The organism is Rhodohalobacter sp. SW132 (assembly GCF_003390325.1).
Lineage (GTDB): Bacteria > Bacteroidota > Rhodothermia > Balneolales > Balneolaceae > SW132.
Genome location: NZ_QUOK01000003.1, coordinates 181,072 through 206,038 on the forward strand (window position 1 = coordinate 181,072; position 24,967 = coordinate 206,038).

The 24,967-nt window shown below is 43.9% G+C and carries 23 protein-coding genes; 4 read left to right on the forward strand and 19 right to left on the reverse strand.

The features are described from left to right. Window positions 1-174 precede the first annotated feature (174 nt). From DYD21_RS07795 to DYD21_RS07835, 9 genes are all read right to left on the reverse strand, one after another. Window positions 175-1,068 (reverse strand): hypothetical protein, encoded by an 894-nt coding sequence (locus tag DYD21_RS07795; protein ID WP_116034930.1) that lies wholly within the window; start codon window positions 1,066-1,068, stop codon window positions 175-177. 803 nt (window positions 1,069-1,871) lie between these two features. Further along, window positions 1,872-2,156, reverse strand: coding sequence for a hypothetical protein (locus DYD21_RS07800; RefSeq protein WP_147303525.1), 285 nt, complete (start codon window positions 2,154-2,156; stop codon window positions 1,872-1,874). Between the two features lie 21 nt (window positions 2,157-2,177). Continuing rightward, window positions 2,178-2,420 (reverse strand): hypothetical protein, encoded by a 243-nt coding sequence (locus DYD21_RS07805; RefSeq protein WP_116034935.1) that lies wholly within the window; start codon window positions 2,418-2,420, stop codon window positions 2,178-2,180. 24 nt (window positions 2,421-2,444) lie between these two features. Then, window positions 2,445-2,738, reverse strand: coding sequence for a type II toxin-antitoxin system RelE/ParE family toxin (locus DYD21_RS07810; protein ID WP_116034937.1), 294 nt, complete (start codon window positions 2,736-2,738; stop codon window positions 2,445-2,447). Further along, window positions 2,723-2,965 carry a hypothetical protein gene (locus DYD21_RS07815; protein WP_116034939.1) on the reverse strand — a complete coding sequence of 81 codons (243 nt, stop codon included), beginning with the start codon at window positions 2,963-2,965 and terminating at the stop codon, window positions 2,723-2,725. The genes DYD21_RS07810 and DYD21_RS07815 overlap by 16 nt, the downstream gene beginning before the upstream one ends. A 330-nt stretch (window positions 2,966-3,295) precedes the next feature. After that, window positions 3,296-3,691, reverse strand: a complete 396-nt coding sequence (locus tag DYD21_RS07820; RefSeq protein ID WP_116034941.1) for a hypothetical protein — start codon at window positions 3,689-3,691, stop codon at window positions 3,296-3,298. Between the two features lie 580 nt (window positions 3,692-4,271). Next, window positions 4,272-5,192 (reverse strand): hypothetical protein, encoded by a 921-nt coding sequence (locus DYD21_RS07825; protein ID WP_116034944.1) that lies wholly within the window; start codon window positions 5,190-5,192, stop codon window positions 4,272-4,274. 163 nt (window positions 5,193-5,355) lie between these two features. Next, window positions 5,356-6,408, reverse strand: coding sequence for a sensor histidine kinase KdpD (locus DYD21_RS07830; RefSeq protein WP_116034946.1), 1,053 nt, complete (start codon window positions 6,406-6,408; stop codon window positions 5,356-5,358). After that, window positions 6,398-7,186: a response regulator transcription factor gene (locus DYD21_RS07835; RefSeq protein WP_116034948.1), complete on the reverse strand. Its 789-nt coding sequence runs from the start codon at window positions 7,184-7,186 to the stop codon at window positions 6,398-6,400. Before DYD21_RS07835 ends, DYD21_RS07830 begins: the two co-directional genes overlap by 11 nt. Before the next feature lie 40 nt (window positions 7,187-7,226). Between DYD21_RS07835 and DYD21_RS07840 the strand changes: the two genes are divergently transcribed. After that, complete coding sequence (locus tag DYD21_RS07840; protein WP_116034951.1) at window positions 7,227-7,532, forward strand: hypothetical protein; 306 nt, start codon at window positions 7,227-7,229, stop codon at window positions 7,530-7,532. Window positions 7,533-7,704: 172 nt separating this feature from the next. On the opposite strand, the gene DYD21_RS07845 is transcribed toward DYD21_RS07840, so the two are convergent. Next, the gene (locus DYD21_RS07845) at window positions 7,705-11,313 is read right to left on the reverse strand and encodes a vitamin B12-dependent ribonucleotide reductase (RefSeq protein WP_116034953.1); all 3,609 of its coding nucleotides are present in this window, start codon (window positions 11,311-11,313) and stop codon (window positions 7,705-7,707) included. 1,464 nt (window positions 11,314-12,777) lie between these two features. Here DYD21_RS07845 and DYD21_RS07850 point away from each other — a divergent pair. Further along, a complete protein-coding gene (locus DYD21_RS07850) occupies window positions 12,778-13,515 on the forward strand; it encodes an acyl-[acyl-carrier-protein] thioesterase (protein ID WP_116034955.1) in 738 nt (245 codons plus the stop codon). A 20-nt stretch (window positions 13,516-13,535) separates the two neighbouring features. Here DYD21_RS07850 and DYD21_RS20995 read toward each other — a convergent pair whose 3' ends face one another. From DYD21_RS20995 to DYD21_RS07885, 9 genes are all read right to left on the reverse strand, one after another. Continuing rightward, a complete protein-coding gene (locus DYD21_RS20995) occupies window positions 13,536-13,706 on the reverse strand; it encodes a hypothetical protein (protein ID WP_158551449.1) in 171 nt (56 codons plus the stop codon). Next, the gene (locus DYD21_RS21195; RefSeq protein ID WP_199535486.1) at window positions 13,703-13,876 is read right to left on the reverse strand and encodes a hypothetical protein; all 174 of its coding nucleotides are present in this window, start codon (window positions 13,874-13,876) and stop codon (window positions 13,703-13,705) included. The genes DYD21_RS20995 and DYD21_RS21195 overlap by 4 nt, the downstream gene beginning before the upstream one ends. A gap of 158 nt (window positions 13,877-14,034) precedes the next feature. Next, window positions 14,035-14,628 (reverse strand): hypothetical protein, encoded by a 594-nt coding sequence (locus DYD21_RS07855; RefSeq protein ID WP_116034957.1) that lies wholly within the window; start codon window positions 14,626-14,628, stop codon window positions 14,035-14,037. Between the two features lie 575 nt (window positions 14,629-15,203). Then, a complete protein-coding gene (locus DYD21_RS07860) occupies window positions 15,204-16,025 on the reverse strand; it encodes an aldo/keto reductase (RefSeq protein WP_116034960.1) in 822 nt (273 codons plus the stop codon). Between the two features lie 248 nt (window positions 16,026-16,273). Then, entirely contained in the window at window positions 16,274-18,772 is a 2,499-nt protein-coding gene (locus DYD21_RS07865) for a T9SS type A sorting domain-containing protein (protein WP_158551450.1), read from the reverse strand. Window positions 18,773-18,855: 83 nt separating this feature from the next. Next, window positions 18,856-19,761 carry a lipopolysaccharide assembly protein LapB gene (locus DYD21_RS07870; protein WP_158551451.1) on the reverse strand — a complete coding sequence of 302 codons (906 nt, stop codon included), beginning with the start codon at window positions 19,759-19,761 and terminating at the stop codon, window positions 18,856-18,858. A 72-nt stretch (window positions 19,762-19,833) separates the two neighbouring features. Further along, a complete protein-coding gene (locus DYD21_RS07875; protein ID WP_116034967.1) occupies window positions 19,834-21,141 on the reverse strand; it encodes a dicarboxylate/amino acid:cation symporter in 1,308 nt (435 codons plus the stop codon). A gap of 9 nt (window positions 21,142-21,150) precedes the next feature. Continuing rightward, window positions 21,151-21,975, reverse strand: coding sequence for a DUF92 domain-containing protein (locus DYD21_RS07880; RefSeq protein ID WP_116034969.1), 825 nt, complete (start codon window positions 21,973-21,975; stop codon window positions 21,151-21,153). Further along, window positions 21,972-22,226: a DUF3098 domain-containing protein gene (locus DYD21_RS07885; protein ID WP_199535487.1), complete on the reverse strand. Its 255-nt coding sequence runs from the start codon at window positions 22,224-22,226 to the stop codon at window positions 21,972-21,974. The genes DYD21_RS07880 and DYD21_RS07885 overlap by 4 nt, the downstream gene beginning before the upstream one ends. A gap of 204 nt (window positions 22,227-22,430) precedes the next feature. On the opposite strand from DYD21_RS07885, the gene DYD21_RS07890 reads away from it, so the two are divergent. Together DYD21_RS07890 and DYD21_RS07895 are read left to right on the forward strand one after the other, a co-directional pair. Next, entirely contained in the window at window positions 22,431-23,039 is a 609-nt protein-coding gene (locus DYD21_RS07890; RefSeq protein WP_116034971.1) for a nucleoside triphosphate pyrophosphatase, read from the forward strand. Further along, entirely contained in the window at window positions 23,036-24,964 is a 1,929-nt protein-coding gene (locus DYD21_RS07895; RefSeq protein ID WP_116034973.1) for a lipopolysaccharide assembly protein LapB, read from the forward strand. The genes DYD21_RS07890 and DYD21_RS07895 overlap by 4 nt, the downstream gene beginning before the upstream one ends. Window positions 24,965-24,967 lie beyond the last annotated feature (3 nt).

A 24,967-nucleotide genomic window follows, 5' to 3' on the forward strand; every position in this document is an offset into this window, starting at 1 on the left:
CCTGGAATATCAGCAACATTATGTCCCCCATTTTCTCTCATACAATTATTAATTCTACGCAAATATCTTCATTAGTTAAATTCACAAAACGATTATAGCCGGAAAATTAAAATTAAAATTAAAAAAGCTTCCTGACGAATCAGGAAGCTTTCTTGTCATTTAAACATCAGAGTCTTATCTGCCTCCGCCCCGGCTTTTACCTTCGCTGGCAACATAGCTTACACAATCACCCTGATTGCGAAATCCATTGCCATCTTCATCAACCAGGTTTTCCCAGCCACCGTTTTTACATTCTGCCTTATCTTCAGGAGTTGCAAGTGATTCAAAGTTGAAGACCTTGCCGTTAAAATTTACACCGTCCGCAGCAACCGTCCAAGCCGGATTCCCAGAACCGAGGTTCAGTGCGATGGCAGTTACTGTGGCACCGGTTTCAAACCCGACAACGTCATCGAGTGTGTAGAATGGGTCACCACCATTGCCGGCATCTAAACCACCAGCAGTATGACTTGACCAAAATATGCCCTCATCAGCAATGTCGCTTTGGTGTTGCCAGATCTTCGGCTCAACCGGATCCGGATTCGCAACACCGTTTTGCCAGTATGGCTCGTAAACCAGCCAGGTCCAACTATCATCATCAAAGACTACATATAGCTGGTAAGATACAGCAGCCAGCCCTGGACCCTCGTGCTGATATGTCCAGTAAGAAAGCTCTGTTACATCACCAAGAGAAACTCCTTCGCTCAATTCATACCGTATATTGGCTTTTGAAGCAATTTCATCGACAGTGGAAAGCTCTATAGCATACTCACCTAACCCTGCCGGTGCTCCGTAATCAGTTACCCAGGCAAGAGCACCGCCTTCCCTGGTTTCATCTGAAAACCAATCTACTCCAAGATTATTTTCAGAAACAATGTGACTGTGATCGCTAAATGGTAGTGATTCTGTATATGCCTGATGATAAGGTTCTGATTCATCTGCTAGTTGGTTTGAATCTGTTACAGAATCACAGCCCGCTGAAATCAAGCCGACTGTTATCATCAAGAGTACAAGTTGTACAACCCATCTCATATTTTGCTCCGTTTTATTAAGTTTTTATTGATTTAATCTTCTGTCAACTCTCTGAGAATATTATCCCAATCCTCATCGACGCAGAAAAAAGAAACACAAATCGATTCTATTATCTTCAGACAATTCTATTCGTGCCCCCCTAAAATGTTAATGATCATTAACTTACCCAAATTTTATTGAGATTCTATGTAGGAAATATTAATGCTTAGTTTTATGCAGATATTGAGAATTGTAATGATTTATAAAAATGGCTTTTTAATCAAATTTTAGTCTAATAAATTACCAATACTCCGTGCTGATGCGTTGCATTATAACTGGGCTACGGATATGACAACCCTCCGGGTCTTTTTTTAAAGGGATATAAATTTTATCCATCCAGTAGAATTCAATAGAGATGAAAAAAGGTTACTCGCCTGTGCGTAACAAAGAGCCACGGCAGGGGCGCAACATTTTGTAGCCCCCGAGACAGAGCATCGGGGCAGGCCCGTACAAGGGCCGTGTTTTATCCGGCCCGCAGTGCGGGGGAAGAGGACAAGCGTGGCCCGGTATCCCCAAGGCGATGTATTCTGCAGAAGCAAGGAATAATGTCGACGGGGAATTTATCGAAATGGTGCAAAGATTCGGAGTTGGGGTTCTCGCGACGGCGCTACGAAGAAACGTTTTTTTTTACCGCAGGGGCGCGAAGTCGCGGATTTGGGAGATGGAGTTTTGCCGATGATGAAGTGCCGATATTGATAAAAATATAGCTTGATATATCGTTTCGATGGGTATCTTCATCTCAAACGGAAGGCCACACTGAACTTTCACCCAGTATCTATCGATTCCACCAGCTCGTAAATCATATCGGAGACGGAATCATGGTATCCCCAACCTATATTCTCACAGGCTGCTTCGAGATTGATAAGACGATCCCTAAATTTAATGTAATACACCGGGTGTTTTTGAATTTGTTTGCAAAAACTACCCAGCATCGATTCCATGGAGTTGTAGAATCGTTCATCGATGTCGCCGTACTCATTGGTAATATCCGTACCGGTCTCCACGTAATAGAGCTGTAAATCCGCAATTTGACCGGGATAATCCTTCAAAAGCTTACTGTACTCCCTCACCTACTTTCTGGCCCCAGCCAGATCGATTTTGGCGAACATAGAATTTCCGTAGAGGTGAGAATAGATCTTCTTCTTTGCTTCTTTTGTGATCGACTCTACATTTGCCTCATTCGAACTCCGAACGTGAAGCTCCAAAAATTGTCGGTTCTTCGGATTAAGTTTACAAAGCTCCACAATCACGTCACAAAGGTCATCGCGATCGAGATCTTTAAGAAGTGATTTTATGGGGGTTGATTTTGGCATGGTGGTAAAAGAGGTAAAATTCAATTAAAGTGGAAAATCTTCGGGATCTCTTCGAGTGTCCCAGATGTGCAAAATTGTTATGGTCTCACCATCCTCCAAATAAAAAATTTGATAAGCATCTTTCACAAAAAATCGCTCCTCTTGGTTCTTAAGCTTCCTTCCAAGATCAGGAAATCGAGAAAGTAGTTGGACAGTATTCCTAAACGTATCATCCAATTTAGTTGGATAATCTTTACTTCCCAGACGTTGATACCAGTAATCAAGGATCTGGATACGATCTGCTAAAGCCTCTTTTGACCAGACTATCCGTTTAGCCATCGATCTACCAGCTCATCAGCCTGCTCGTTCGTTAGCGTCTCCCCTTTTGAGATACTTCTTTTCGCTTTCTCTATACGCTTGACCTGGTACTCAGTCAATTGAGGTTCAGCTACCGATTGAGATTTATGATCCAGAATAGTTTTGACAGTTTGAAGCAACTCTTCATCATCAATGTTTTCGATTCTCTCGTGAAGGAGGGTTTTTAACTCTTTGGTATTTTGAGACATAGTATCGGAGATTAATTTACAGGTACTCCATTATAATCAAGAAATTCCAAAGATTAAATCTTTTGGTTTAGTGGGGTTTGAACCGCAGGGGCGCAAAGTCGCAGAGATGGGTTCTCGCAACGACGCGACGGCGCAATGTTTTTTTTTGAACCGCTGGGGCGCGAGGTCGCGGAGATGGTTTCTCGCAACGGCGCAATGGCGCAACGTTTTTTGGTGGGTTGGCCCGTGCTGGAGCGACGGCGCAACGTTTTTTAACCGCAGGGGCGCGATGGCGCGGGGTTGGAGGATGGGGTTTTGCCGATGATGAAGTGCCGATATTGATTAAAAAACTCAGTTCATCAATTCAATATACCGTATCAGGGTGCCTTCCTCTTCACTGGTTAGGGAATAGATCCCTCCTTTTCCATCCGCAGCGATCATATGGGTGGTATGGTCCAGTTCAAAGCCTTCGATCAGCTCCAGATCCCAGTTGAAGAGATGGACTTTGTTTGTATATAGTGCGTTTTCTTCCGCTCGCATAGTTCCGCTATAAAGGGCATAGATAAGGTTTGCATCGGCGTCCACCCAGCTGTAGCCCGCTTTACCGCCGTCGTCTACCGGCCAAGGCTGACCAGATTGTGTTTCCAGGCGCATTTTTGGGAGAGGGAATTCTGATCCCTGAACCCGGGTAATGAGAGTGCCATCGGCATCATATTTTTCGATGAAATCAGCATTTAATGAAAACAAAACTTGCCTGATGCGAGGTTGGCGCAGGTCGATAGTTAAAATCGCTGTTAAAAAATTCCTCGTGACCTGAATTCTCACCGCTACAGGATAGCAGCAGCAAAGCGGTTAAAAGTGTGATTAGATATGGGGTGGTTTTTTGAGGCATGTATAAATCTGTAATGTCGGTTAACGGTATATTATTTCAGCGGCCTTTGGAATCAAACTGATGAATTGTATTCTCAGCCAAATCGGCACTAAATACTTTTCCGAAATGATCTACAGCAATATTTTCGACCATACGACCAAAAAAAACTGATCGGTATCCCCAAATGAAATTTCCCAGATTAATTCGATGTCAGTGGCAGGAGTTGGATTTTCAGAATAAACGGTAAGATTTTCAATAGTTGAAAGATACTCAGGCAAATCCTCCGCCTTTTCTGAACCACAACCGACTAATAAGTTTAGTAGAATTAAACAGGTAGCTAATCGCAGAGAATCTATTATTTAAGTTAAGGTACAAAAACGTTTTGGTGTTTTTACGGCGTGGCAATCAATTTTAAAGTCGAGCAAAAAACGCTTGCGCGTACACAGGAAATGCTTGTTAGGCATTTTGATTAGTTGCAAACGGTATAGTTGCTAGAATTCTATTAGTTAGTTTTTTATGTAAATCTTCAGGCGTTTCCCAGACGATGTGATTGTATTGTCTAGTATCGAAGTGAGTTTTATCAATATAGTCTTCTCGACAAGTCCAGATAACAGGAATACCTAATCCTAAGGCATACCCTGCCTCAAAATAGACGCCACCTCTATTATCTGTAAAATCAGCAACTAACAAGTTGCTTCGATTAATTTGAGCAATTATTTCATCACAAATTTTATCATTGTGCTCTAACATGTCTATTCGAAATGGATTCAAGTTTAAATCATCTAAAGCTTTGTGAAATCCATTTTCCCATGCATTATTCATTTCTTCACTAAACCACATTGCAACAAATGCTTGATTATTTTCAGGCTTTCTTTTTCTTAGCTCTTGAATGTATTTCCATCCTTCGAGTGTAATGATAAAATTATTGAATGCTGCACCTTGTGAAAAAATATAGCCTAGATCACTTAGCTTTCTCAGATAATCTATAAATTCAGTCGAATTTTCTGCATAAGCGATTGGGTAATCTTTATTATGATCAATTTCGATCTTTTCAATGATTTTTTCGCATCTCCGATAGAAAAAGAGCATTATTTTGTCAAAAATTTCAAATGGGTCGTGCTCAAAGTATTTATCGTCTAAATCTTCGATTTCATTTATATCTAATTCTAGCTTTATACCTTTTTCAGTCTTTTCTCTGATAAATGCAGAAATGAGATGAGGCTGACTCAACTCCTTCTCTTGTAAAAGTGCTATTGCGGAGTTATAGATCTTATATATACCGCACCGTTCACAATTGACTTCAAATTTTTCATTAGCATTAATTCCGTTGAAGTCAGCAGTATCTTTGCAGAATATACAATTTGAATAGTCAGTCATAGATTTAAAAGTAATTTGTATAAATGCCTAACGATCTACGGTTTAACCGGCTTGGCCTTTGGCTGATAATGTAATTACAACTTAGAATTTCTATAAGCCAACGAATTTTGAACCGGCAAACAACGGCCAAGTCCCTGTTGAAACCGTTATAAAGCCAGATTACTTAAGATTCAAGTCTAGGAATATGAACCTTAAAAACATTTTGTCCGTAATTTCCATATCCATTTTTTTCATAGGTGATTGAACCATCATGTGCTTCACACAACGTTTTTGCGATCCATAAACCCATTCCAATTCCTTCATTGTTTTGGGAATTTTCGCCTCTATAATACTTTTCAAATATTTTTTCAGATTCAGAATCATCAACAAATTTTCCAAATGAAGAAACGTGGACACTTACACTATCTCCATGTTCATAAATTCCAATTTCAATCGATCTGTCATTAGATGAATATTTTATTGCATTGTCAATAAGTATTAAAGGTAAAAATTGGAAGGCCGGGTAGAGTTGTATGTCGTTCACCCTTCCACTGTCATGCCAATTTATTGTTAAATTCTTTTTCTTTGTGTTGTTTCTTAAAAGACGGCTGAATCTCTCAAATAGTTGGAAAACATTTATTGGTTTTTTTCTAGCATATTTGACTTTATTTGTATTAACTAAAATATCAATCATTCCTAAATGCTCTGTCAGAAGTGATATTGAGTTGTAGAGATCAAATAGTTCATTTTCTGAATTCTGCAACTTATCTTCAAATGTATCTCCCTTATTTTTATTGATTAAGTTTTCTGCACAATTTGTTACTGTTGTTGCTGTAGTCTTTACATCATGGAAAACAGAAAAGTGTTCTTCAATAGTGTTTAATATTTTTGACTCAATAACTCCTTCTACATTATTTATCAAGTCTATCACAACTTGTATGTTAGTTTTATCAACAAAATAATTTTTTTTAAATTTCTTTAATGTTGGATTACTGTCTTCATCAAACAGGAGTCCATTTAGAAAAAAAGAGTTCCCATTATTGGTTGATACTTTAAATGTCCGTAAATCTTTGTAGCACTTATAGTAATTTTTGTCTTCATAATTACTTTCGTCAATGCAGTCTAGCCTTTTACATCCGGTACAGGAGTTATTCTGCATCAGCTTTAAACCGTCGTTTAAATTACCATGATAGATGAAAGGGTATGGGGATATGCTTTTAAATTCTTCAAGCTTCATAAGACGTATATAGATTTAAAAACCTTAGGTACATATTTATAATCTGATTTCTAACTAAGTGGTCGTTAATGAATGATAACTCATTTTGAAGCCTAAGGACTTTATTGTTTTTTATTTTATTATGAATTGATTTTTCTAGTGATATAATATCATTAGTTGAGATATTTAATTCATAAAGTTTATCGTGAATTATGTTTATTTCGTTTTCCGGATTAAATCTATTGAAAATGATATTATCCAAAACTTTTTTCATTTCTATAAATCCAACTGGTTTGTCAACTGCATCATCGGCTAAGTCCCAGAATTTTTTCTTAGATAGATCATAAGAATATGCAGAAAAGGCTATGACGATTTGCAAGGGATTATTCTCTTTTATCGATTTTAAAACACCGAAACCATCCTCTTCACTTATGTCTGTAGCAATATCTCTTATGTCTAAAATCAAAATATCAAATTCACCTTGATGTAATGGCTTCATTGATTTTACCTGCTCCCAGTGTTCTAAAGAATATCCTTCCCTGTTAAACTGGTCAATATTTAAAGATTCCTCATCATCAATGAGTAGAATTCGTATTCTATTCTTCAAATTTGAAAGAGCCTTTTCATTAACAAGAGATAGTAGATAACTATCTTTCTCTCTCCAAAAAAAGCTAATTCTTTTTCCTTTGAAATGGCCATATACCTTAGTTCCAATAAAATTTATAACAGATAATGTTAAACCAGCTGCAACAGTTATTAAAAATTTGTTCAAATAAAAATTATTAGGTATTTCTTCCATTCGTCAATTTGTATGGCTTTATAACATAAAATTCCACACCATGCCGTTTGCCAGTGTTACTGTCGCGGAATATTTCAATGATTTATTATTAACAAGCATCTGGCTTTACTGTGGAAATTATGCGTCATCGTTTCGTGGGTTGTTTTCTTGTAATAGATTTATTGCGACACACTTGGTTTCGAAACAGGATGATGCTTTCAAAAACATCACCCAGACAGTATATCCGCTGCATCAAGTCTCCCATCCGCTCGACTTCCCGGGTAGCAACTCCGGTCAAACTCTCCATACCCCTCAAAAAAAAAGCCCGCTGAGTATTTCTCCCAACGGGCCGGAAATTGAATTTTAAGTATGTGTGTAATCCCGGGTTGTTCTGTCCGGGAGGTGTGAAATTAAATGGGGTTGTTTAGAGGCATTAATCAAACTCCGTAACACCCCTCAGATCAAACCGGGAACTTCCGGTTTGATCGTCTCCCCTCCAGGGGAGATCTTCTCACTTTTCACCTTTCACTTCTCACTCCCTAAGAACATCCGGTCGTCGAACCACACGTAATACACTTCTGACACGTGCCGTTGCGGATCATGGTCATGCTGCCGCATTCGGGGCAGGAGTCGCCGGTGTAGCCGAGCTGCTTGGCGCGGTCGTAATCGCTGTCCGCTTTCTCTTCCTGCTGAAGCATGCCAAATTTACTTGTACCTGACGATACCGGTGTTACAGATTCAGGTTCGGGCTGCTTTTCAGGCGCGGCCGCCTGGCTTCCGGTTCCGGTTACCGGCCTGTCGTCATCCTCTTCGGATGGACGTAGTTTTCGTTTCATAATGTCTTCCGGCGGTACGTGCGCCAGGTCTTCGCGGCCCAGGTAGGTTACCGCAAGTTCACGGAAAATGTAGTCAATTACCGAGGTGCTCATCTTCACGTGAGGGCTGCCGTTTACCATGCCGCTCGGCTCAAACTTGGTGAACACAAACGCGTCCACAAACTCTTCGAGCGGAACGCCGTGCTGCAGTCCCAGTGAGATGGAGATCGCAAAGCAGTTCATCAGGCTCCGGAACGCGGCACCTTCGCGATGCATATCCACAAAAATCTCGCCGATCTGGCCGTTGTCATATTCGCCGGTGCGCAGGTAGACGCTCTGTCCGCCGATCTTCACTTTTTGGGTGTAGCCCGCCCGACGGTATGGAAGCCGCTGGCGTCGCGCCACATATTTGTGAATAATCTTCTCGGCCGCTTTCACCACCGTGTTTTGAGCCTCTTCGGTATCTTCATCCTCATCTTCCAGCTCCTCCAGAACGTCGCTCATGGAGTTCAGCGGCTGACTCAGCTTCGATCCGTCGCGATAGAGCGCGTTCGCCTTCAGCATCTTATCCCACGACTCCATGTAGGCGTCTTTGATATCCTCGATCGTCGCCTCGTTCGGCAGGTTGATCGTCTTGGAGATGGCGCCTGAGATAAACGGCTGGGCGGCGGCCATCATGTTGATGTGTCCCGATGCGGAGATGTAGCGCGTTCCGGTCCGGCCGCACTTGTTGGCGCAGTCGAACACGGCCAGATGCTCATCCTTCAGGAAAGGAGCGCCCTCCACGGTCATCGTGCCGCACACATAGTCGTTTGCATCCTGGATCTGCAGTTTTGTAAACCCGAGATGGCGCAGCATATCAAAATTCATGTCGTTGAGCTGCTCATCGGTAATCTCCAGCACCTCTTTGCAGAAATCTTCGCCGAGCGTCCACTGGTTAAAAGCGAACTTGATATCAAAACTACTCGGAAGCGCCGCGTTGATCGCCTCGATCTTCTCATCGGTAAAGCCGATCTCTTTCAGGCTCTCCGGGTTGATGTGCGGTGCGCCGTTGAGCGTTCCGTACCCTTTGGCGAAGTTGATAATTTCGTCGATCTCCTTCGGCTCATACCCGAGGTTTTTCAGCGCAAGCGGCACGCTCTGGTTGATAATCTTAAAGTATCCGCCGCCGGCCAGTTTCTTGAACTTCACCAGGGCAAAGTCGGGCTCGATTCCTGTGGTGTCGCAATCCATTACCAGTCCAATCGTTCCGGTCGGTGCAATCACGGTTACCTGCGCATTACGGTAGCCGTGCTTTTTGCCGAGCTCAACCGCTTCATCAGAATTTGCACGGGCAGCCTCCAGCAGGTAGGCCGGGCATACCGTTTCATCAATGCCGACCGGCGTGATCGTCAGATCTTCATATTCTTCTTTCGGCACGTTGTACGCAGCGCGCCTGTGATTTCGGAGCACTTTCAGCATATGTTCTTTGTTGGCGTCGTATCGCTCGAATGTGCCCAGCTCTTTCGCCATCTCGGCACTGGTGGCGTACGATTTCATGTGCATCATCGCGGTGATAGATCCCGCAATGGCGCTTCCTTTCTCGCTGTCGTATGGAGCGCCCTGCACCATCATTGCGGCACCGAGGTTGGCATAGCCGAGACCCAGCGTTCTGAATTTATAGGAGAGCTCGGCAATCTCTTTGGATGGAAACTGCGCCATCAGCACGGAGATCTCCAGCACAACCGTCCACAGACGGGAGGCGTGGTTGATCGACTCCACATCAAACTCCTGGCAGTCATCATCTTTGAAATACTTCATCAGGTTGAGCGACGCAAGGTTGCAGGCGGTGTTGTCCAGAAACATATATTCTGAACAGGGATTGCTCGCCTTAATCGGCCCGTCTTCGGGGCAGGTGTGCCACTCGTTGATAGTGTCGTGATACTGCGTTCCGGGATCGGCACAGCTCCATGCGGCGTACCCGATATCTTCCCAGAGGTCGCGTGCCCGCAGCGTTTTCATCGGTTCGGGATCGCGTCCCTCCTCTTCTGCATTTCGTTTCTCAATCCGCCCGTAGAGGTTCCACTCTTTGTCCTCTCTCACCGCTTTCATAAAGCTGTTCGGGATGCGAACAGAGTTGTTGGAGTTCTGTCCGCTCACCGTCAGGTAGGCTTCCGAGTTCCAGTCGGTATCGTAGGTGTCAAATTCGATGTCGGTAAAGCCCTGCGCAGCGAGCTGAATCACGCGTTCAATATAGTTCAGCGGCACCTGACTGCGTTTCGCTTCTTTAATCGCCTTGCCAAGTTTCTTGTTTTTGAGCGGATCGCGGCTCATCGCGCCGTTCATCTTCCGCCCGTCCACTTCAACCGGCGTGTTGCACAGCTGAATAATTTCTTTGAGGTGCTTCTCGGTCATTTTTGATCCGGAAACGATCGCGGCAACCTTCTGCTCCTCGCGGACTTTCCAGTTGATATACTCTTCAATGTCGGGGTGATCCAGATCGAGCGTCACCATTTTGGCAGCGCGTCGCGTGGTTCCGCCCGATTTGATGGCACCTGCCGCACGATCGCCGATTTTCAGAAAGCTCATCAGGCCGGACGATTTTCCGCCGCCGCTCAGCTCCTCTCCCGCCCCGCGAATACCGGAAAAGTTGGAGCCTGTACCCGACCCGTATTTGAACAGACGCGCTTCCCGAACCCACAGGTCCATGATGCCGCCTTCGTTCACCAGGTCGTCATCCACGCTCTGGATGAAGCACGCATGTGGCTGCGGATGTGAATAGGCATCTTTTGATTTCTTCAGTTTGCCGGTCTTGGCGTCCACATAATAGTGCCCCTGGGCCGGACCGTTGATCCCGTACGCCCAGTAAAGACCGGTGTTGAACCACTGCGGACTGTTGGGCGCCGCCATCTGATTAGCGAGCATGTAGCAGAGCTCATCATAGAAAACCTTTGCATCATCCTCGGAATCAAAATAGTCGTGCTTCCAGCCCCAATAGGTCCAGCACCCGGCCAGCCGCGAAAACACCTGGCGGCTGTCAACTTCATGCGTATAGCGATCGTCCTCATCCAGTTTCTTCAGCGCGGTTTTATCCTCTTCCGACCGCTGCAGCCATTCCGGCACACCTTTCTCCTCCACCTTTTTCAGCTTGACCGGCACACCCGCTTTACGGAAATATTTCTGAGCGATGATATCGGTAGCAACCTGCGACCAGCTCTTGGGAACATTTACGTTCTCCATCTCAAAGATGAGCGATCCGTCAGGATTTTTGATTACGGATCTTCTGGCTTCAAATTCGGTCTTCTCGAAGGGAGTTTTCCAGCTTTTTTTTGTGTGGAATCGGCTAAATTTCATAAATATAGATGTGTGCGGATTAAAAATATAATTACTTGTACTGCTTGCTAAATTCTCTTCGCTATAGGAGCTACAGCGTCGCTTCCTGCGTGGTTAATTAAGATATCCCCGCAGAGTTCGAGCTTCAACTTTTTTCTCAAATACTTTTCCACAAACAGCCGGGGTTATCCACAATTGTTCTGAATATTTTTTTAGATCTTAATTTGAATATTTTTTGTGAAACCACGAAGCGACCGGTAAGAGCCTCAAAAACGGCGCAGGTAAGGTTGCACATAGATTATACACAAATCAAAATTGCATTAAAATGCTCTTAGAACGATCTGAACATGATTCCTGAGAGTTATCCACATTTTCCCCGATTTATCCACATATTCAATCTCTGCTCTAATACGCTTGATAAAACTTCATAAAACCAATTGAGAGCAGAGGTTGTAATTTCTATGCAGATTTTTTTTCTGATCAATATCGTCTCATTTCTGATTTAAATATCATGCTTAATATCATTTTTTCTTGCATGAATTTTTACCAAAAAATTAATCATGAAAATGAGTTTTTTCCGAGACTTTTGAAGAGAGCTTTGAGGAGCCTGTTAACCTCAGTTCTATTCTTGAATAATGGATAAAAACTCCCCCTTAGAAAAGGGGAATTGAGGGGGATGTCCATCAGATCTGGAAAAAACCGATGAACACCCCTCTATATCTCCCCTTTTTAGGGGAGACTTGATTCTGAATAAATGAATTAGATTATTAATCGAACTCAGGTTGCTAGATAATGATTTATGAAAAGAAAACAGGCCACCAAGGTCGCTAAATACGCAAAGAAGATGAATCAATAGCCACCGCGGCTTTTTGCGCCTCTTGCGGTAATAAAACGAACTACCTCGGAGCAGAGCCAACGATGAATCAACCTGGATCCCATAACTTATTGATCGATATGGAGATTATTCTAGAGTTTCCCTCTTTTTGCCTTTCACTTTTTGGTTCTACAGCTCCGAAGTTTCGGGGTTGTGGGTAACGAAAATCATAGCATTTCAATCTTAATAAGAAAATCTGAAGGATAATGATAGAATTAAGGGTAACAAATCAACAAGTGTTCTCGCCACGAAGGCACGAAAACACGAAGGTTTCACGAAGGTTAGAACCCTGATAATAATGCACTTCGTGGTACTTCGAGTCTTAGTGTCCTCGTGGTAAAAACGATTCCAAATAGTTTAAGAATCTCTATTTCTTTCCAACATTGTCGAAGCATTTTTTAAAGCTGAATACATTTCACCCACAACCCCGAAACATCGGGGCTGTAGAATTCACTTTTTAAATAGTTTTGCATCGCTTTTGGGTAAAATTAGTGGCTCAGGATCGTATTCACCCAATCTCTATTGATTCCATTTGTTTCTCCGCAATCTGTAACGTACCCTAAAATCATTCATCATTGTATCAAACAAACTTGTTATCTATTCAAACCATTATGCCGACTATCAAACATCGAGAACCCTTCGTTATCCGGTCCTATGAAGTTGACGGAACCGGAAAGGTTACCCTTCCCTGTATTGCCGATTATTTCCAGGAGGCAGCGGGGAAAAATGCCCACGATCTCCATTTTGATATATCAGACCTGCAGGAGAAAGGCGCCACCTGGGTTTTGTTCCGGCTTCATATCAAAATCGAGACATTCCCGGAGCGGTGGCAGCATGTTTCGGTCAACACCTGGCCCTCCTCCGGTGACGGAATCCGGGCTTTCAGGGATTATGAGCTGGTGGATGAATCCGGCGAGCGGCTCGGGGTTGGTGTCAGCCAGTGGATGGTGCTGAACATGGAGAACCGCCGCCCGATGCGAATGCCAAAGGAAATTTTAGAAATGGGTCTCGATGTAGACAAGCATATGCTTCCCGTTGATAAAGATCCATTTGGCACCATTGATAGGCCAGATATAGAAAAAGAAATTTCGGTGAGCCGGTACGATTTCGACATGAATAATCATGTGAATAACGTGAAATATATTGAATGGATGACCGGGCACCTTCCTGAATCTCTCACAAAAGGTCTGATTTGCAGAGAGATTAAGATACAGTATCATCGCGAAGTCTCTGAAACCGGCACAGTGCATATGACTGCAGAAAGTAAGGGGGAAACCGAAATATTACACAGGATTACAGACAACAACGGAGATCTTCTTGCGGAGGGTTTATCCAGGTGGTCGGGATAGTTAGATATTCAGCCAACAATCTATTTTTCAGACTTATCCGGGTTTTTATCGATAGACGCCCTGTCGTAGTTTCGTCTGTAATCTTCCGGATGTTTTTCCATCTCTTTAAATTCTTTGAAGGTGTAAATCACCCCTATCAAAAAGAGAATGACTACGATGATTCCCGAGGAAAAAATAAATGGGAGAGTCATTGCGCCCTCCTGCTGAGAATTTTAAAGTACGCTCCAAAACCGAGGATGGATGGCACCCAGATTCCTACAAATAAACCGGCGTCAGTAGATCCGCTAAACCAGAGCCAGATTGAAAGTACCATGGAAAGCAGTGCGGCGAGAAGAATGAAATAATCTGATTTTTTAAGCATAAACAACAGGTAAGTGTTGAACTATAAAATTAACCGATGCTATTTTTGGGCATCAGCCTTTTCTGTTTACACTTATTCAAATAGAGTACAACGAAAATTCGTTCGTACCAGATTGGAAAACCTTTCTATTTTATACAGATCAATGACGTTAGAAGTGATCAGCTTTCACTTGATCTGCTGCTATCCTCATCATCATCACCTTCTTCTTCTTCTTCGGTATATATCAATTTATGATCCTGGCCCAGCCCCACAATACAGATAATGTTCTGAACAGTACTAAACAGCATTAAAATTACAGCTACCATTAAACCGCTGAGCATGGATGAAGAAATCAGCGCAAACCAGTAAACTATAGAATACCATGCTGTTGGAACGGCATCTGACTCCGTTATTGGAATATTAAATAGCTGAAAAAAGATTAAGGCCACTACAAAATTGAATGTAACAAACTTCGCAAGGCTTAAGACCTGGTGATAGTGAGTTTTTTTCAATTTCGATTCACTTCCTGTACTGATTCCAAGAAGAGTGAGAATCAGGGCCAGAATTGTAGCAGAGGCAAGTATAATCGTATTCAGCAACATGCTGATACGCGGAATGGCTATTTCAATCATCTGCATTGCTTCGTAACCTGAAAGATTTCCAAGCAGAAATGCTGCAACTCCTGTGAAAACAGCTGTTAAAATTCCACCGTACAGAGGTAGTTTATTATTGATTAAATAAATCTTCGCTTTTTTCGGAAGCTCCTTTATCATTCTCACTCACTCTTCATTTATAATTGGTATTGATATTTAATTATCCATCAAAAATGTCCTGACTGAACTATTTTGAGGGATTTTTCTCTCTGACCATGAACTGCCTCGGGCAGAACCTGCGTGGCATGAACCTGGATCCATCACTTTTTGATCAATATGGAGTTTATCGTGGGGGGTCTCCCTCCTTCCCCCATAAAGATCCTATACAGGGCTGTCAAAAAGTGGGTACCTATTAATCAGCACCTGATTAATGTAAGTTTGTGAGTTTAATCTAAGCACCCGGTCTTTTTGACCCACCCCCGGCCGACCGACATCACTTCCCCCTTCAAGAGGCTGTGAGAAAATTCACCATCAAATATATGAGCCATTTATTTTTACCACGAAGGCACAAAGTCACGAAGATACACGAAGTTTAAAAGAATCAGACAATTCCACTTCGTGAATCTTCGAGCCCTCGTGGCTTCGTGGTGAATTTTATAATTCTCAATACGTATTGATACGTTATTTTCTCACATCCTTTCAAAGTAAGATAAAAACCGTTCTCTGATCAGTTTACCTTGTAGTATATGAATTGGTTATTGTTCCCAGTCTGGTGCAAAGGATGGATTTACCAGTCGGGTCGTTTTATCTAATTCATCAATAGAATTGAACTCTTCATCTGATAATTCAAAATCAAAAATATCGATGTTCTCTTGCAGGTGAGTTTCGCTGGTAGCTTTTGGTATCGCCACAACGTTTTCCTGTTCAATCAGCCATCGGAGTGAAATCTGACCGGCTGTCTTATTATGATTTTCCCCAATAGACTTGAGCAGTTCGTTTTCAAAAACCTTTCCCTGTGCAAGCGGGCTGTAAGCAGTCACCAGAAAATCCTGATCGTACGAATAATCAAGCAGATCGAATTGTGCAAGAAATGGATGATACTCCACCTGGTTGCAAAATATCGGGATACGGAACTCTTCGGTTACTTTTTTCACCATTCCGAGCGGAAAATTGCTTACCCCGATATTCAATGCTTTACCCTGGTCGCGTAAAACCATCATAGCTTCCATGGTTTTTTCAAGCGAATACTGTTTGTTTGGCCAGTGTATCAGAAGCAGATCTACGTATGTTGTTTTTAGCTGCTCGAGACTATCCTCCACGGTTTGAAGCAGATCATCGTGCTCAAGGTTGGTGTGCCACACTTTCGTAGTGAGAAAAATGTCTTCTCTGTCAACGTGAGATGTACGAATGGCGTCGCCGATCTCCGTTTCATTTTTATACATCTGAGCGGTATCTATAAGCCTGTAACCTATATCGAGCGCATTCATCACAGCCCTCTTGCACTCTTTACCGTATAATTTATAAGTCCCAAGCCCTATTTCGGCTACGTCTACGTCTTGAATTGTCTTAAACTGCATGAAATACTATAAGTTCTATGAGATTTTTAATTGATAAATTTGGCGGTGAACATGCTTCAAAATGCTGTAACATCATTATTACCGAGTGGCATGAACGGGTCTGCGAATATTGTTAAATCAAATAGTTAAAATACCGATTTATACAATTGTTTTAAAATCCGTAATTGTTCTGTACCTAAGGGTATATAACTAAATTATACGTGGATTCTATCCATCCAGGATTAAAAATAATTAAACCTGTCAAAGGGTTATTTAATCAGCGTTATTTTTCGGGTATCCACCCTGTTTCCGGCCTCCATCTGCACAATATAGACACCACTTGGCATATCCATTGCGTTCCAGACCACAGAATGCTCTCCGGCAGACAGGCGTTCATCTCTTAACACACCCACTTGCTGGCCTACCACATTATATACGCTCACTTTAACATCAGATGTTTTAGGCAGATAAAAAACAACCGTAGTTGACGGATTAAACGGGTTCGGATAGTTTTGGCGAAGTTCGAACGAGTCTGACATATCCGTTTCTTCTTCAAAATCCGCTGGTGATCCGGAAGGTGAAATTCTAATATAAAACCGATTGTAATCTGTCTCTTCCACAGGGGTAAAATTCAGGCTTGCGTCCCGCATCCCCATCAGCACCCGGTCGGATCGTTCGTAAAACGTGTAGGAGTGTTCTCTCCTCATATTGATGGATTCATCCAGTTCGGTGTCAACAAATTGTACGTGCCACTGTTCAGGCAAAGACTCTATTTCATCCCAGGAGATGGTATACCGGCCGTTTGTATGTCCTAATCGAATTCCAACAGCTACCTGTACCGGTTCTTCGGGTGCGTATTCAAAATTCAAAAAACTGTTCGCCTGGTGTACCGATTCAGGAGTTTTCAGGTAGATCATGGGTGTTCTCGACTCACTGTCATCTTCTCGAACCGGAGCCCAGAACTTCGGAAGATCCATCCTTAAACCTTCCGCTTCCTGCGGTGTATTCCAAAATCCGATCAGGGCTTCATCAAACCTTACACTACCATTGCTGCCCGATTCACCTGAAAATTCAAGAGCCAGATACCGGTTCAACCCGGAAGATGCCTCTTCATCGGATTTTACCAGTTCTGTTTGATAAGTATTCTCTCCATCCGATGGTACAAAAGTGGCGTCCCATGCTGAAATGAGCTCATCGGGTGTGTGGATGAGTTTAAATTTCTGCATTCGGTTATCCCATCCGAGAAGTGCAGGATAAGCCCGACCTCCCTGAGAGGTTCGTATTCTGTCAGCAGAGAGTGAATCTCCCGTAACCGCACGAACAGAGCTGATATTCAGTTCGGGCATAAAACGAGTTGATAGTACCGAAGCCGATCTGCCTGACTCCACACCTTCTGAGTAGAGAATTTCCGGTTGATCCGAGTCGTGATAGTATATGGCAGGGAGCTGAAATTTTCCTTCTTCGGTTTGTTGATCTGATCTGCCCTGTGATTTAAGTGGCGTCAGGCTATTTTCAAATTTCCGGTTCAAAGATTCGGATAATTCACCCGGCGGATTGATAATATACCATCCCTCGCGATTCATCTCTTTCGTGAACAGCTTTCGGCTCGCATCAATATCACCGGGACTGCCCTGTACCTGCTCATTCAAGCCACGGCCGACCGGAACAAGATATCGCATACTGCTGTATCCGTCGAATGCGTTGCGCAGATGATCAAGCTGATGTGCAATACCCGATGCGGAGACATCATACATTACGCGTGCCACCTCATGCGAACCAAAGCGGGCATCCAGGCGACCAGATCTGCTTCCAAGCAAAGTTCCATTAAACCTGTAGTCGGTAAACGAGTCAATCCGGTCCGGTTGATTGGAATTGGCCAAAACTACCGTTCGGTACGGTGGAACTACCAGGTTATGCTGAACCACAATTTCATCGTACCCGGCATCCAGCAGCAATCCCTTCAGATTGATTCCCGATTCGGTGCTGTTATAAATCTCAATATATTCCAGAAAACTGCCATCGTATCGGTGCAGGGGCAGCAATTCTGTTATGATAAGGGATCCGGCCCGAAGATCACGCTCAGGGGCAACGGTCGGCTGGATTTCCATTTTCTGAAGGGCGATTGGAACAATGATTTCTTCGCTGCCGAGACCGGATGCGCTCCAGCGAAGTTCAATTTCATCACCCGATCTCAAAAAGAGCTGATCTACTGAAATCTGCATGGAAAATGTACTCCACCCGCGCTCTTCAGTTTGTAGAAAATCGCTGTGGAATTTACCGCCGCTTGGGTATACCCACTCCCCGTCGTTGATTCTATATGAGAGTTGATAACTCAGCCTTCGGTTCAATTGCTCCGGTAAAAAAACAAAATCGAATGCCAGGGACAGTTTATCGAAAGAGTCAGGTGTGCGATTAACAAACCTCAAGTCTGCGATTGCATTCTCTGCTGTTTGATGATAGTAGCTGCCTACAGAAATTTCATTATACGCATCCACAAAGAAACCTCCCTCCTGGTGCTCTTTTGAAGATGTAAAACGGGTCGCTTCTCTTCCACGAAGTTCGGGCACGGCAGACTCAGTAAAGAGATCGCGCACCGAGATCTCAATGCCTCCGGATGTTCGTTCTGTCTCACCTTCCGTAAAGGAGACCTCAAACGTGCGGGCATCGTAGATGGAAATCTGGCTGAAAACGGCAGCGGAAAATATCGGGAAAAAAGCCAGTACCGGGACGATTACTATAAAGAGGCTAAATCGTAACGCTTTGCCCATAGGCATGATTTGGTTGAGAGCAATGAGTACTTAGTAAATAAGCAATAAAATTCGAGAAATACTCAATAAGTTTTAAAAAAAAATCAATTCTTCATACCCAATGTCTGCAAGTCTTCAACTCGTTTTCGGCTCAATTCGGTTATTTCACCTAAATACGGGTTATCCCGGGTTATAACGGCATTATAACTCTCAATCGCCTTTGATCTTTCACCTGTTTTTTCGAGTAATTCGCCACGTTTATAGTGAAAAATCACATTCTCTTCAAATCTGTCGGTCAATTTTTGGGCGTACTGAAGTGCTTTATCGTATTCCTCTTCCTTTTCGTGCAGGTACATCAGAATCATTTGTGCGTCATACCGAATAATGTTGTCGCTTTCAGCTGCTTTTTTCAGTTCTTGAAATCCCATTTCGGTATCTCCCCGTAACCCTGCGGCATTGGTTAGCCAGCGAACCTCGCGGGGAACAGTTCCTACCATATAGTAGTACATCCCCCGGCCAATTTGTGCATCGGGCCGTTCAGAGTCGATGGAGAGAAGCTGGCGGGTATAGTTAAACCCTGTGATTCCGCTCTGTATTGCCACCCGATATTTTTTTTCACCCGCCGCTACAAGACTTCTGTATCCGTGCAAGCCGCTGAGCAGCAGTACCATCGTTGTGTCGTTGGGCTGCTCCTCAAGCCGTTGTTTGCTCAGATCTACAGCGTTTTCAGATCGCTCCAGAAAGAGATCCGCAAGTTCACCACGCTGTTGCACAAAAAAGTATTCCCAAAACGGCATCATCGATTCAAAAAAGTAGGGACGGGGATCCTTTGGATGCTGCTTTTTCAGCTCATCAAACTGCTCCCCTGCCTGTTCCCACCGGGTTTGATAAAAGTGTTCGATGGCGGTTTCAAGTTTCTCTTCAAACGAACCAGAATGAATATCAGCTGCAGCAACAGGTGCTTCATTGTGGATGATTACAGGCTCCTCACCGGCAGATACAAAGGTCATCAGAAATGAGAAGACGATTGTAAGCAACATTCTATAGGTTATCAAAATTTGAAATTAAGTTATTTAGCAGCACTATTCATCGTCATCAAAATGGAGACTGCCGAGCATCCCTTCACTGCTTGCCACTGCAACAGAAACGGCGGCATCACCAGTAACATTTACAGCTGTGCGGGCCATGTCGAGAATCCGGTCAACACCCAGTATCAAAGCAATACCTTCAACAGGAACCTGAACCGCCTGGAGCACAATCACAAGCATAATAATGCCTGCCCCCGGAACCCCTGCAGCACCGATCGAGGCCAGTGTGGCTGTAAGTACGATTGTAAGCTGCTGCAGAATCGTCAGATCCATGCCAAGTGCCTGCGCAATAAACACCGCAGCCACAGCTTGATATAAACTCGTTCCATCCATGTTTATTGTTGCACCAACCGGCAGTACAAAGCTTGATACTTCTTCATCAACTCCCAGGTTTTTCTCTACCCGCTCCATGGTCACCGGCAAAGTTGCCGCACTTGAACTGGTACTGAACCCCAGGAGAATCGCGGGCTGTATCGCTTTCAGAAAATCGCGGAGCTTCATTTTGCTAAAAATTTTGAACAGGCTGAAATAGACGATAGTGACGTGAATCAGCAGGCCGATGATTACCGCAACACAGTACCAGGCGAGAGCGCGAAGCAAAGTCAATGCCTGTGTGAGATCATCCCCGGCAAGATCTACAATAACGGCCGCCATCAGTGCAAACACTCCATAGGGTGCCGTTTTCATGATCAGGTCTACGATTTTAATGATTACATCGTTCAGCGCATCAAAAAAGTTGATAAGCACCTCCCCTTTTTGCACCGGAATGTTGATGATTCCGATTCCAAGGATGATGGCAATAAATACTACCTGGAGCATGTTGGCATTGTCTGATGCAGCTTGAATCACATTCTCGGGCACGATATCCACAAAAAATTGTAGCGGACTTCTGTCCACAAGTGCCTGCGCAGCTTCATCGCGCCCCTCCAGGTTTTCACTGTAACTTTCCATCAGGGTAACCCGCGTCTCCTCCGGCAGCGTTTTTCCCGGCTGTATCACGTTTACTACCGTCAGGCCGATGGTAATTGCAAAAACCGTGGTAATCATATAAATACCGATCGTTTTACCACCAAGCCTGGAGAGTTTGGTCATATCATTGAGGCTTGATACCCCAACTACCAGAGAGGCAAGTACCAGGGGGACGGCAATTAACTTCAGCAGATCGACAAAAATGGTACCAAATGGACGGATATAATCAATCGTGAATTGGTTCCATCCCACGAGGCTTGAAAAAAGTCCCCAGAGAAGGCCAAGGATCAACCCGATAATTATTTTCCAATGCAGTTTCCGATACCACTTCATAGATGATTGTTAAATGATTAATAAAAGCAACAGCGTGATGATACCTCCGCTGCCGGTTGAAAGCCAGTTTACAAGACTGTTCTGTTTATCGTTGTCCAGTTTTAACCAGAGAGAATCTTCAGGCAGAGATTTGGGGTTTCTCTGGTAAACCGCTCCAATATAGGAATCAATCAGACATCCCAAAAAACCACCTAAAGTAACAGAAAACAGGATCCAGAGTGTGCTTCCCGCAACTCCCTGCGACGCAAAAAAGCCGATGAGCAGCGCCCCTAAAAATGAAAAAAATGTTCCTTTGAAGCTAACTCCTCCGTCAGTTCCGGGCGGCACGGTCTTGCGGGTTTTAAGATCAATGGTGTGCCCGGGTTTACGGATTCCTACCTCCGTGGCCCAGGTATCGGCAGTAGCTACAGCAACCACTCCAAACGCCGCACCAAGCATTATATCAATTTCAGATAAAAACCAGAGAATACAGAAAAATGCGATCCAGAACCCGTTGGCCCAAACCTGTACTCCATCCCGCCGTATTTCATGACCCGCTACACTTTGGGTGGTTGTGTGATCTTCATTCAGGCGTGTAAACAGACTTCCCGTAATAAAAAATACAATAACTGCGATGGTAAGAATCAGGCCGCCAAAACCATAAATCGTGGTGCCGAGTACAATTACCGGCAACACGGCATCTATCGTGAGCCAGGTAAGAAAAAATGCGCCGTAGGCAATCAGTATTGAGAACGCGAGGCCCTTCATCAGCGAAACATGATCCCCTGAATTCCCCTCGAGAATGGCGAGGAATATCAGCACAAAAATAAACCCGTAGGATGTTAATCGATTCAACTTTTTTGCGGAGCAGTGTCCGTTTTTTCGCCCTCATCAGGTCGTTTGAGAATTGCAAAAACCACGGTAATGTACCCGCCCATAATAATAACCGGGGCGATGTAGAGTGAGATAAAACCGTATACCTCGTTTTCGAGACGCATAATTGTGAATCCTATGATCACCAATAGCACTCCGGCTGCTAAAATCTTGTAGTTGAGTGCTGAGAACACCATCGGTTTTTTTTCTTTTCTTCTGCGTTTCGCTGCCATAATTACTTTAGTTTTATACTCGGTTCGTATCGAATTGGATTAATCTAACCCCAAACGATACTCAAGTTGAAAAATCATTTTGGGTAAATCGTTAATACCGGACTATTTTTGATATTCCTGATGCAGTGACTTTCACCAGACTGCAGTTGTTGAAGTTATTCAAAACTACGCTAACTGAAAAATCACGATTTAAATTGGCACCTTATGAAACCAATCGTACTGGCATCTGCCAGCCCGCGCCGGAAAAAACTTTTCGAGCAGATGAATATTTCCGTCACCGTCATTCCATCATCAATTGAAGAAAATGTTGATGACAGGCTCGAGCCGGGTAAGATCGTCTGCTCACTGGCCCGGCAGAAAGGCGAAGATGTTGCACGAAATGAATCTTCTTCGATCGTGATCTCTGCTGATACTATCGTTGTGCAAAATAACACCATCCTGGGAAAACCGAAAAATAAACAAGAGGCTGCGTCCATCTTGCGAAATCTGAGCGGAAAGGTTCACAGTGTATACAGTGGTGTTAATATCCTGGAGACGGATTCCGAATTCAATTATATAAACACTCTTTCGTTTTACGAGAGAACAAAAGTTACCTTTAGTCCGTTAGATGAACTGGAAATTGACCGATATATTGAAACCGGAAGTCCGATGGATAAAGCCGGTGCCTACGGAATACAGGATGACATGGGCAGCTTGTTTGTGGAAAAAATTGAAGGTGATTACTATAATGTGGTTGGATTTCCGGTGAATGCTTTTTATCAGAACCTGAAAACCAGGCGGCATGAACTCTTTAGTAAGATTTTTAGAACATGATTCGATTCCTTAAACTATTTTTATTGCCGGTTACCGTTTGTCTGTTTTTCGGCTCCCTAACAGTTCCGGTAATTGCCCAGTCGGTTGAGTTCAGAGTAGCCAATCAGCATATGCAGCAGCAGAATTACGAAGAAGCTCTCCCAATTCTAATGGAGCTGCATGAGGAACACCCCTCTACATTCACCTATTTCAACCAGCTCATCGACTGCCTTGTAAACCTCAATCAATATGAAGAAGCCATTTCCATTGCTCAGCGGCATGTTGACAACGAGTATTCGGTTTACCGTTCCAAAATTAAGCTTGCAGAAGTTCATCATCTCAATGGCGATAAAAATCTGGCTTTTGAAATGTGGCAGCAGGTACTTGATGAGAATCCCCAACAGATTCAGATTTTTCACAATATTGGAGAATCGATGATGCAGCGACGGGAATACCTGGCTGCGGCCGAGCATTATGCAGAATCACGTGACCGTTTCGGCAATGCGACCTTATTCTCAAATGAACTGGCAAATGCCTATATGCAGGCCGGTATGTTTGAAGATGCAGTTCTGGAATACTACCGGGTCATCAGGGAAAACCCGCAGCAAATGGGATTTGTTCAGCAACGATTTCTGCGCATGAGAGATGATGAGCTTTACCAGATTGCTGCGCTCGAACTGGAAGATTTCCTGCTCGAAATGGAGACAGATCACGCTGCCTACTCCCAGCTATACCAGTTACTTAGCTGGCTTTTTCTTGAAACAGAAGAGTACAGGCGTGCTTTTGTGTTTGCAAGACAGTACGAAAACCGGACTCCGGAAATTAATTATTCTCTTTTTTCACTTGGCAACCGGCTTCGTTCAGCACGACAATATGAACTTGCAGCCGACGCCTATTCCCATTACGTAGAAACGGAATCAGCACTCTACACGAGGGCACTTGAAGAACAAGCCTCCACATACCTGATGTGGGCACAATATATTGAACAGCATGGCCTCCACTCGTCCAAAAAACAGGACAGGCTGTATGAGCAGTCCTATGAACTGAACCGGCAGATCACTGAACGCTCTCCCAATTACAACCGGATCGGGCGCGTCTTATCGAATCTTACAGATCTTTCGCTGGATCACTACAAAGATCTGGAAAAAGCGGAACACTGGTTTGCCATGCTGCAGGATACAGGCGCGGGTGAAGGCACTCAAGATGCTTACACCCTCTATGCTGAAGGGCGAATTGCTCTCTTTAAGGGAGATTACACTTCAACCCGCCAGGCTTTGACAAGAGCCGACAGGGCCTCAGAAGATTCGAATCTTTCGGAAAGAACCCGTTACTATCTCAGCCTGTCCGATTTTTTTGCAGGTGATTTTGATTTCGCTGAAATTCAGCTTCGGTCTCTTGAGCGTCGAAACACATCCTATTATGCAAACAATGCGATTCAGCTTCGCATGTGGATCAAAAATGGTACGCGGATTGACACTACACATGCCCAGCTGAAAAATTTCAGCGAAACGATCCGGCAGATCCATACCGGGGAGTACGATTCTGCTTTAGAGCAGATGAAAACCTTTATGGAGAGCTCAACCCACCCTTTTTCCGATGATCTTGCCGTAGAGTTTGCCAAGCACCTTCCGTACCGATACCAGGCCGTTGTTTTGCAGATGCTGCAGGATCAGGTTGTAAACAATCAAATTTCGCCACTGCGTGAACGGATGATGTGGGAGCGGGCTGTTATTGCCGAGCGCCTGGCTTCACTGGGTGACGCTTCTGAGATCCTGCCGCCAAATGAATTTGAATTATTCGAGTCCGCGCCGCTGCCGCCGGGTACACTTTCGGAAAGCGATGTGGAATCGATGTTTGAAGATATCCTGCTGGAGTTTCCCGATGGATTTTATGCCCGCTTTGTACGCGAGAAACTGCAGCAATCCGGCCAACCCCAAACTCTTTAGATA

Coding starts and splice junctions, on each gene's coding strand:
- DYD21_RS07795 (WP_116034930.1), bottom strand. CDS start 1,068: ATGAGATGGGTTGTACAACTTGTACTCTTGATGATAACAGTCGGCTTG.
- DYD21_RS07805 (WP_116034935.1), bottom strand. CDS start 2,420: ATGCCAAAATCAACCCCCATAAAATCACTTCTTAAAGATCTCGATCGC.
- DYD21_RS07810 (WP_116034937.1), bottom strand. CDS start 2,738: ATGGCTAAACGGATAGTCTGGTCAAAAGAGGCTTTAGCAGATCGTATC.
- DYD21_RS07815 (WP_116034939.1), bottom strand. CDS start 2,965: ATGTCTCAAAATACCAAAGAGTTAAAAACCCTCCTTCACGAGAGAATC.
- DYD21_RS07825 (WP_116034944.1), bottom strand. CDS start 5,192: ATGACTGACTATTCAAATTGTATATTCTGCAAAGATACTGCTGACTTC.
- DYD21_RS07830 (WP_116034946.1), bottom strand. CDS start 6,408: ATGAAGCTTGAAGAATTTAAAAGCATATCCCCATACCCTTTCATCTAT.
- DYD21_RS07835 (WP_116034948.1), bottom strand. CDS start 7,186: ATGGAAGAAATACCTAATAATTTTTATTTGAACAAATTTTTAATAACT.
- DYD21_RS07840 (WP_116034951.1), top strand. CDS start 7,227: ATGCCGTTTGCCAGTGTTACTGTCGCGGAATATTTCAATGATTTATTA.
- DYD21_RS07845 (WP_116034953.1), bottom strand. CDS start 11,313: ATGAAATTTAGCCGATTCCACACAAAAAAAAGCTGGAAAACTCCCTTC.
- DYD21_RS07850 (WP_116034955.1), top strand. CDS start 12,778: ATGCCGACTATCAAACATCGAGAACCCTTCGTTATCCGGTCCTATGAA.
- DYD21_RS20995 (WP_158551449.1), bottom strand. CDS start 13,706: ATGACTCTCCCATTTATTTTTTCCTCGGGAATCATCGTAGTCATTCTC.
- DYD21_RS21195 (WP_199535486.1), bottom strand. CDS start 13,876: ATGCTTAAAAAATCAGATTATTTCATTCTTCTCGCCGCACTGCTTTCC.
- DYD21_RS07855 (WP_116034957.1), bottom strand. CDS start 14,628: ATGATAAAGGAGCTTCCGAAAAAAGCGAAGATTTATTTAATCAATAAT.
- DYD21_RS07860 (WP_116034960.1), bottom strand. CDS start 16,025: ATGCAGTTTAAGACAATTCAAGACGTAGACGTAGCCGAAATAGGGCTT.
- DYD21_RS07865 (WP_158551450.1), bottom strand. CDS start 18,772: ATGGGCAAAGCGTTACGATTTAGCCTCTTTATAGTAATCGTCCCGGTA.
- DYD21_RS07870 (WP_158551451.1), bottom strand. CDS start 19,761: ATGACCTTTGTATCTGCCGGTGAGGAGCCTGTAATCATCCACAATGAA.
- DYD21_RS07875 (WP_116034967.1), bottom strand. CDS start 21,141: ATGAAGTGGTATCGGAAACTGCATTGGAAAATAATTATCGGGTTGATC.
- DYD21_RS07885 (WP_199535487.1), bottom strand. CDS start 22,226: ATGGCAGCGAAACGCAGAAGAAAAGAAAAAAAACCGATGGTGTTCTCA.
- DYD21_RS07890 (WP_116034971.1), top strand. CDS start 22,431: ATGAAACCAATCGTACTGGCATCTGCCAGCCCGCGCCGGAAAAAACTT.
- DYD21_RS07895 (WP_116034973.1), top strand. CDS start 23,036: ATGATTCGATTCCTTAAACTATTTTTATTGCCGGTTACCGTTTGTCTG.